7 protein-coding genes are annotated in these 6,142 nt (G+C 68.9%); 4 read left to right on the top strand and 3 right to left on the bottom strand.

The features are described from left to right. On the top strand, positions 1–1,143 hold a 1,143-nt coding region (gene radA / locus QH196_RS08930; RefSeq protein ID WP_280415289.1), incomplete at its 5' end, for a DNA repair protein RadA. Between the two features lie 27 nt (positions 1,144–1,170). Here radA and QH196_RS08935 read toward each other — a convergent pair. Both QH196_RS08935 and QH196_RS08940 read right to left on the bottom strand, forming a co-directional pair. Beyond that, a complete protein-coding gene (locus tag QH196_RS08935; RefSeq protein WP_280415290.1) occupies positions 1,171–1,845 on the bottom strand; it encodes a hypothetical protein in 675 nt (224 codons plus the stop codon). 121 nt (positions 1,846–1,966) lie between these two features. Beyond that, complete coding sequence (locus QH196_RS08940; protein WP_280415291.1) at positions 1,967–2,590, bottom strand: carbonic anhydrase; 624 nt, start codon at positions 2,588–2,590, stop codon at positions 1,967–1,969. 179 nt (positions 2,591–2,769) lie between these two features. Between QH196_RS08940 and QH196_RS08945 the strand changes: the two genes are divergently transcribed. Then, on the top strand, positions 2,770–3,633 hold the full coding sequence (locus QH196_RS08945) for an A/G-specific adenine glycosylase (RefSeq protein WP_432279459.1): 864 nt from the start codon (positions 2,770–2,772) through the stop codon (positions 3,631–3,633). A gap of 63 nt (positions 3,634–3,696) precedes the next feature. Here QH196_RS08945 and QH196_RS08950 read toward each other — a convergent pair whose 3' ends face one another. Then, on the bottom strand, positions 3,697–4,461 hold the full coding sequence (locus tag QH196_RS08950) for an alpha/beta fold hydrolase (protein ID WP_280415292.1): 765 nt from the start codon (positions 4,459–4,461) through the stop codon (positions 3,697–3,699). Between the two features lie 525 nt (positions 4,462–4,986). On the opposite strand from QH196_RS08950, the gene mhuD reads away from it, so the two are divergent. Then, complete coding sequence (gene mhuD / locus QH196_RS08955; protein ID WP_062972073.1) at positions 4,987–5,298, top strand: mycobilin-forming heme oxygenase MhuD; 312 nt, start codon at positions 4,987–4,989, stop codon at positions 5,296–5,298. A 226-nt stretch (positions 5,299–5,524) separates the two neighbouring features. Further along, entirely contained in the window at positions 5,525–6,010 is a 486-nt protein-coding gene (locus tag QH196_RS08960; RefSeq protein WP_280415293.1) for a hypothetical protein, read from the top strand. Positions 6,011–6,142: the final 132 nt, after the last annotated feature.

A 6,142-nucleotide genomic window follows, 5' to 3' on the forward strand; every position in this document is an offset into this window, starting at 1 on the left:
CTCGACCGGGTACTCGGTGGCGGTATCGTCGCGGGGTCGGTGGTACTGCTGTCGGGGGAGCCCGGGGTGGGGAAATCGACCCTGCTGCTCGAGGTCGCGCATCGCTGGGCACGACAACGTGACGAACGGGCGCTGTATGTCACCGCGGAGGAATCCGCGGGACAGGTACGGTTGCGGGCGGACCGGACGGGTGCGGTGCACGAGCGGGTGTACCTGGCGGCCGAATCGGATCTGTCGGTTCTGCTCGGACATGTCGATCAGGTGAAACCCACACTGCTGGTAGTGGATTCGGTGCAGACCATGCTGGCCACCGATAGTGACGGGGTAATCGGCGGGGTCACCCAGGTCCGGGCGGTCACCGCGGCACTGACCTCACTGGCCAAAACGAGCGGTATCGCGGTACTGCTGGTCGGACATGTCACCAAGGACGGGGCGGTGGCGGGCCCGCGCACACTGGAACATCTGGTCGATGTGGTGCTGCAGTTCGAGGGTGACAAGAATTCGACCTTGCGGATCGTGCGCGGTATCAAGAACCGCTTCGGCAGCGCCGACGAAGTGGGGTGTTTCGAACTTCACGACGACGGAATCGCCTGTGTGACAGACCCTTCCGGTCTGTTCCTGCACCACCGCACCGATTCGGTGCCCGGTACCGCGGTCACCGTGGCGATGGACGGGAAACGGCCACTGGTCGGCGAGGTCCAGGGGCTCACCGTGGACACCCAGGTACCGGCCCCGCGCCGGGCGGTCAGCGGGCTGGACTACAACCGGGTCGCCATGGTGCTGGCCGTCCTGCAGAGCCGCTGCGGGCTCTATGTCGGCAAACAGGATGTCTACGCGGCGACGGTGGGCGGGATGCGGCTCACCGAACCCGCCGCCGATCTGGCCATCGCACTGGCAATCGCCGGTGCCGCCCGCGATACCGCGCTCCCGCCGGGCTGGGTGATCCTCGGTGAGGTGGGGCTGGCCGGCGAGGTCCGCCGGATCACCGCCACCGGCCGCCGGCTGGCCGAAGCCGAACGGCTCGGGTTCACGAATGCGGTGGTGCCACCGGGAGTCACCGCGAAGGACACGGGTATGACCCTGCACGAGGCGTCCAGCCTGCGGGCGGCGCTACGGCTGGCAGGCCTGTCGAAGAAGAAATAGCGGCGGTACGGCTCCGGCCGGGCGCCGCTATTCCGCGATGTTGAAGGGTTCCGGTGCGCTGCGGACCGCCCCGAGCTGGGCCACCACGTGGTATGCCCCGCTGGGGACCGGCACCCGCTCCCCCGCACATTCCGGCTGCGAGGTGGTACCGGTCCACGTCACCGTGAACGCGGCCTGCTCGCCGCGATCGAGGGTGCGCAGATCGGGTTCACCGTCGGGGTAGCAATCCGTACTGGCCCACAACTGCCGTCCACCGTCCAGCGTCTGCACCGAGACCCGTTGCAGCCCCGACCCCATATCGCGGGTACAGGGCTCACCGGAGATATTCGTGATCACGATCCCGAAAACCGGCTCCTCCCCGACCCGATAGGTCGGCTGGGCCACCGAGACCTTGATGGCCAGCGATTGGTCGGCGCATTGCCCGGACGCGGCAGGCGCCGGCTGCGACGATTCGGCGGCCGAGGTCGTAGCGGACGACTTCGCGGTGGTGGTCGTGGTGGCCGACGGCGCCGAACTCGCCGCGGCTTCGGAGGTCGCCGTGGACGAGGCCGCGGCCCCGGTCGCCTCGGGCGAACCGCCACCCCGGGTCACGGTCACGACCAGCCAGATAACCACCGCGAGCGCGACCACCAGCGCTCCGATGGCAAACACGCGACGCCGCCAGTAGATCTCCGGCGGTAACGGTCCTGTCGGTTCCAACACGTGTCAACGGTAAGCGCATTCGGCGGTGCCGGCGGTCAACGGCACACCGGAAGCTGGTCCGGCGGCCGCCACCGCGGTGGCCCGGCCGGGGTTTGCGGCCGGATGGCACCTACGACGACGGTCAGACGGTCTCCCCGATCTGGCCGACCACACGCTGCAGTTGAGCACGGCCTTCGGCCAGCTTGTAGGTGACGCACGCGATGGCGCAATCGCCGGATTCGACCCGTTCGGACACGATCTTCGACCGCTCCATGAGCAGGCTGCTGGTTTCCACCACATGGCGGGCTTCGAGCTCGTCGACCGTTTCCAACCCCTCGCGACGGCCGATCAGCATCGACGGGGCGACCTTTTCGACAATGCTGCGAATGAATCCGCCCGGCACCGCGCCGCCGTCGAGCGCGTCCAGTGTCGCTTTGACTGCACCACAGCTGTCGTGGCCGAGGACCACTATCAGCGGAACGTTCAGCACGCCCACGCCGTACTCGATGGAACCCAGGACGGAGGCGTCGATGACATGGCCGGCCGTGCGCACCACGAACATATCGCCGAGGCCCTGATCGAAGATCAACTCTGCGGCCACCCGAGAGTCACCGCAGCCGAACAGGAGAGCGGTCGGACTCTGGCCACCAACAAGCTTGGCTCGGTCGGCGATCCCCTGACTAGGATGCTGCAATGTGCCGTTCATGAAGCGCTCGTTACCTTCGCGCAGCGACTTCCAGGCACTCACCGGGTTGGACTGAGGCATGGTGTCCATTCTGCACGATATGGAATTGGCCCCGGAGTCGGTCCTGTTACAGCACGGCGTCGGTAGCCGCGCCACCGGTGGCACTGCACAGTGAGAACGGAGCGTTTCGGGTGAGCAGCGGAGCAGTCGGCGGACCGGTCACGGCGACGGGCCGCGGCTCTGCAGGCGAGCTGCCCCCGATCGATTCCGATGTGTTGATCGACTGGTACACCCGCACTGCCCGCGACCTACCGTGGCGGCGGCCCGGGGTCACCGCCTGGCAGATCCTGATGAGCGAGATCATGCTGCAGCAGACACCGGTAGCGCGGGTGGAACCGATCTGGCGGGAATGGGTGGCGCGCTGGCCGGTGCCCTCGGCCATGGCGGCGGCGAGCGCGGGTGAGGTGTTGCGCGCCTGGGGCAAGCTCGGTTATCCCCGGCGTGCCCTGCGACTGCACGAATGTGCGCAGGTCTTGGCGGCCGAGCACGGGGACGAGGTCCCCGGCGATGTCGAGGTGCTGCTCGGTTTGCCCGGTATCGGCGATTACACCGCGCGGGCGGTCGCCTGTTTCGCGTACGGACAACGAGTCCCCGTGGTGGACACCAATGTTCGCCGAGTGGTGGCCCGGGCCGTACACGGACGGGGCGAGGCCGGTAATCCGGCCACCCGCGACCTACGTGAAACCGAGGCACTGCTGCCCACCCGGGTGGACCGGGCGGCGGTTTTCTCCGCGGCCCTGATGGAGCTCGGAGCGACGGTGTGCACGGCCCGTACGCCCGACTGCACCCGCTGCCCCCTGCCCCGCTGCGCCTGGGTTACGGCGGGCCGGCCGCACCAGGAATCGACCCGGCGGACCCAGAAGTACGAGGGCACCGACCGGCAGGCACGCGGCCGGCTACTCGACGTACTGCGCGCGGCAGCCGAACCCGTGGACCGTGTCCGACTCGACCTGGCCTGGACCCGCGACCCCGGGCAGCGCGCCCGTGCGCTGGATTCACTGCTGGTGGACGGTCTCGTCGAGCAGACCGGGGACGGCCGGTTCGCGCTGGCAGGCGAGGGCTGAGACCGCACGTGTGTGGCCGGAACCGCCGCTCGAGGGCAGGCTCGTCCGGCACACGATGGCAGGTCAGCCGCGCGGTGCTGCTTGCGTGGCGAGCACCCGGGTGAGGAATCGCCGGACCGCGGCACGGTAGCGGCCGGGCTGGTCGTCGTGCACCAGATGACCCGCCTCGGGGATCACGATATGTTCGGCGGCCGGATGCAGATCGGCCATCCGGCGCATCTGCCCCGGCGGGGTGATGGTGTGCTCGCCCTCGATGAGCAGGGTGGGCACCCGCACCTGCCGCCACTGCGGCCAGAACGCACGGGTGCCCCATTCCTCGGAGATATCGCGGAACGTGGCAACCTCGCCGTGCAGCCGGTAACCGTCGGGGGTTCGCTCGAAAGAGCGCTGGAAGTAACGCCCGGCGACCGGGCCGAAGAACTCCAGCAGGGTCACCTCGTCGGCGAACGGCTGCGGCCAGGCCTCGATCATGGCCGCCCAGTGCGCGGCAGTACGGCCGGTGAAATCGGCCGCCATATCCTCGACCACCAATGCCCGCACCCGCTCCGGATACTCGGCTGCGAAAACCCATCCGTGCAGCCCACCCATGGAATGGCCGATGACGACCATCGGTTCACCGATCCGACCGGTGGCTGCGGCCAGATCCGCGACGAACGCTTCGGTCGTCAATTCCGCCGGAGCGGGCCGCCCGTGCCCCGCCGCGTCGAAGGTATACACATGACCGTGGCCGCGCAGCCATTCGACCTGATCCGCCCAGGTCCGAGCGCTGCCCATCAACCCGTGCAGCAGCAGTATCGGAACCCCGGACCCACCTTCGTCGTGCAACACCGGCCCGAGTGTAATTCGCCCCCACAGCACCCACCCCGAGTATCCGAACCTCCCCGTGCAGGCCACCCCACCAGAGCCCACCCAGACCGGGCACACCCACCCGCTACGCGATACACCTCCCCCAGGGTGGGGCCCGCCCGGTTCTGGAGCGACGGAGCGAGGGAGCGAAGCGGAGGAGTGAAGAACCGGGCACCCAAGGGCCCCACCCTCGAGCCGCGGAGCGGCTCCAAAATTACAGCGCGGCTCCAAAATTACAGCCCGCCCCTCAACGGAGTGTCTCCCCCGAGAGCAGGGGCTGACAGTCCGCCGCCCCGACAGCCCCGGCGGAGTGAAGTCTCGAGTCGACAGTCCGCACCCCTCGAGGCCGGAGTGCCTCCTGATCGCCGAGTCAACCAGGCCCCCGATCCCGCAGCGCCGGAGGAAGGCGGCGAGGAGTACACAGCGAAGCAGCGCAGACCAAGGTTCGGCAAGCCCCGCCGCCCGAGGCTCGGAGCGCCTCCGATGTTCCAGCACTAAGCTCGCACTATGGCTGTTGTGAAGATCAATGCGATCGAGATCCCCGAGGGCGCGGGTCCCGAACTGGAGAAGCGGTTCGCCCACCGCGCGCATGCCGTCGAGAACTCCCCCGGGTTCCTCGGCTTCCAGCTGCTGCGGCCGACCGCCGGTGAGAACCGGTATTTCGTCGTCACCCAGTGGGATTCCGAGGAGTCCTTCGCCGCCTGGCGGGACGGTCCCGCCAAGGAAGCGCATGCCGGGCAGCAGAACAAACCGGTGGCCACCGGCGCTTCGCTGCTGGAGTTCGAGGTGGTGCTCGACGTCTCGGGTAAGAACGCCTGACCGATCCGCCCGAGCCGCCCACGACACCGCCGAACGGTGGCGTGGGCTGTGCGACCATTCGTGCTCATCAGCGCACCCGGTTATGTGCTGCTGCCGTGGTGAACGAAGTGGGGGCCGGTTCGCCGCGCTCACCGAGCGGGGCACGCGCCGCCCTACTCGGGTATCGGAAAGGTCTGCTACGGCAGGGTGATTCCCGTTCCGGTACGGCCGCGGCAGTGTCGGAGGCATGAACGAGGTCGGCTTACGCGTTGTGGACAGCGCCCCTGCCACCATGCCGCGCCCTCAGGCGGTCACCCTCGCGTTTCGCGCGCTGGTCGCCGCGGTGGGTTTCGGTGTCGCGGAAACAGCGGTCCACAGCAGCGGGCAGTTCGGGCAATCGACCGGGCTCGGCGCTCTTGCCGCCGGATGGCTGCTGCGTACCGGTATCTATGTCGTGGTGCTGGTGGTGGCGTGGCGGATGCTGCGCGGTGACCGCTGGGCGCGTCTCATGCTGGCGCTCGGTATCGGCGTGCTCGGCACGGCCTCATTGCTGGTGGAGCCGCTCACCGCGCTCCTAGCGGCCGACAGCGCCGGCGATCTGCTGCCCGATACGACGGTCGAGAATGCGCTCGTCGCGATCACCCGTATCGGGCATATCTGCGCGGTATCGATCGCGATCCCGGCGATGTACACGCCGCAGGCACGCGCATGGTTCACGCGCATGCGCCGCTAGCGGCCGAGGTGCCCCGGGGCCCCCCCCCCCCCGGGGGGCCCCGGGGACCGGGGAGGGGGCGAGGGCGGCGGGCCCGGGGGTGGAAGGGACACCCGCCCACGCCCAGGAACTCGGCGACCTCGCCGAGGAACA

The sequence above is a fragment of the Nocardia carnea genome (assembly GCF_029868325.1).
Taxonomy (GTDB): domain Bacteria; phylum Actinomycetota; class Actinomycetes; order Mycobacteriales; family Mycobacteriaceae; genus Nocardia; species Nocardia carnea_C.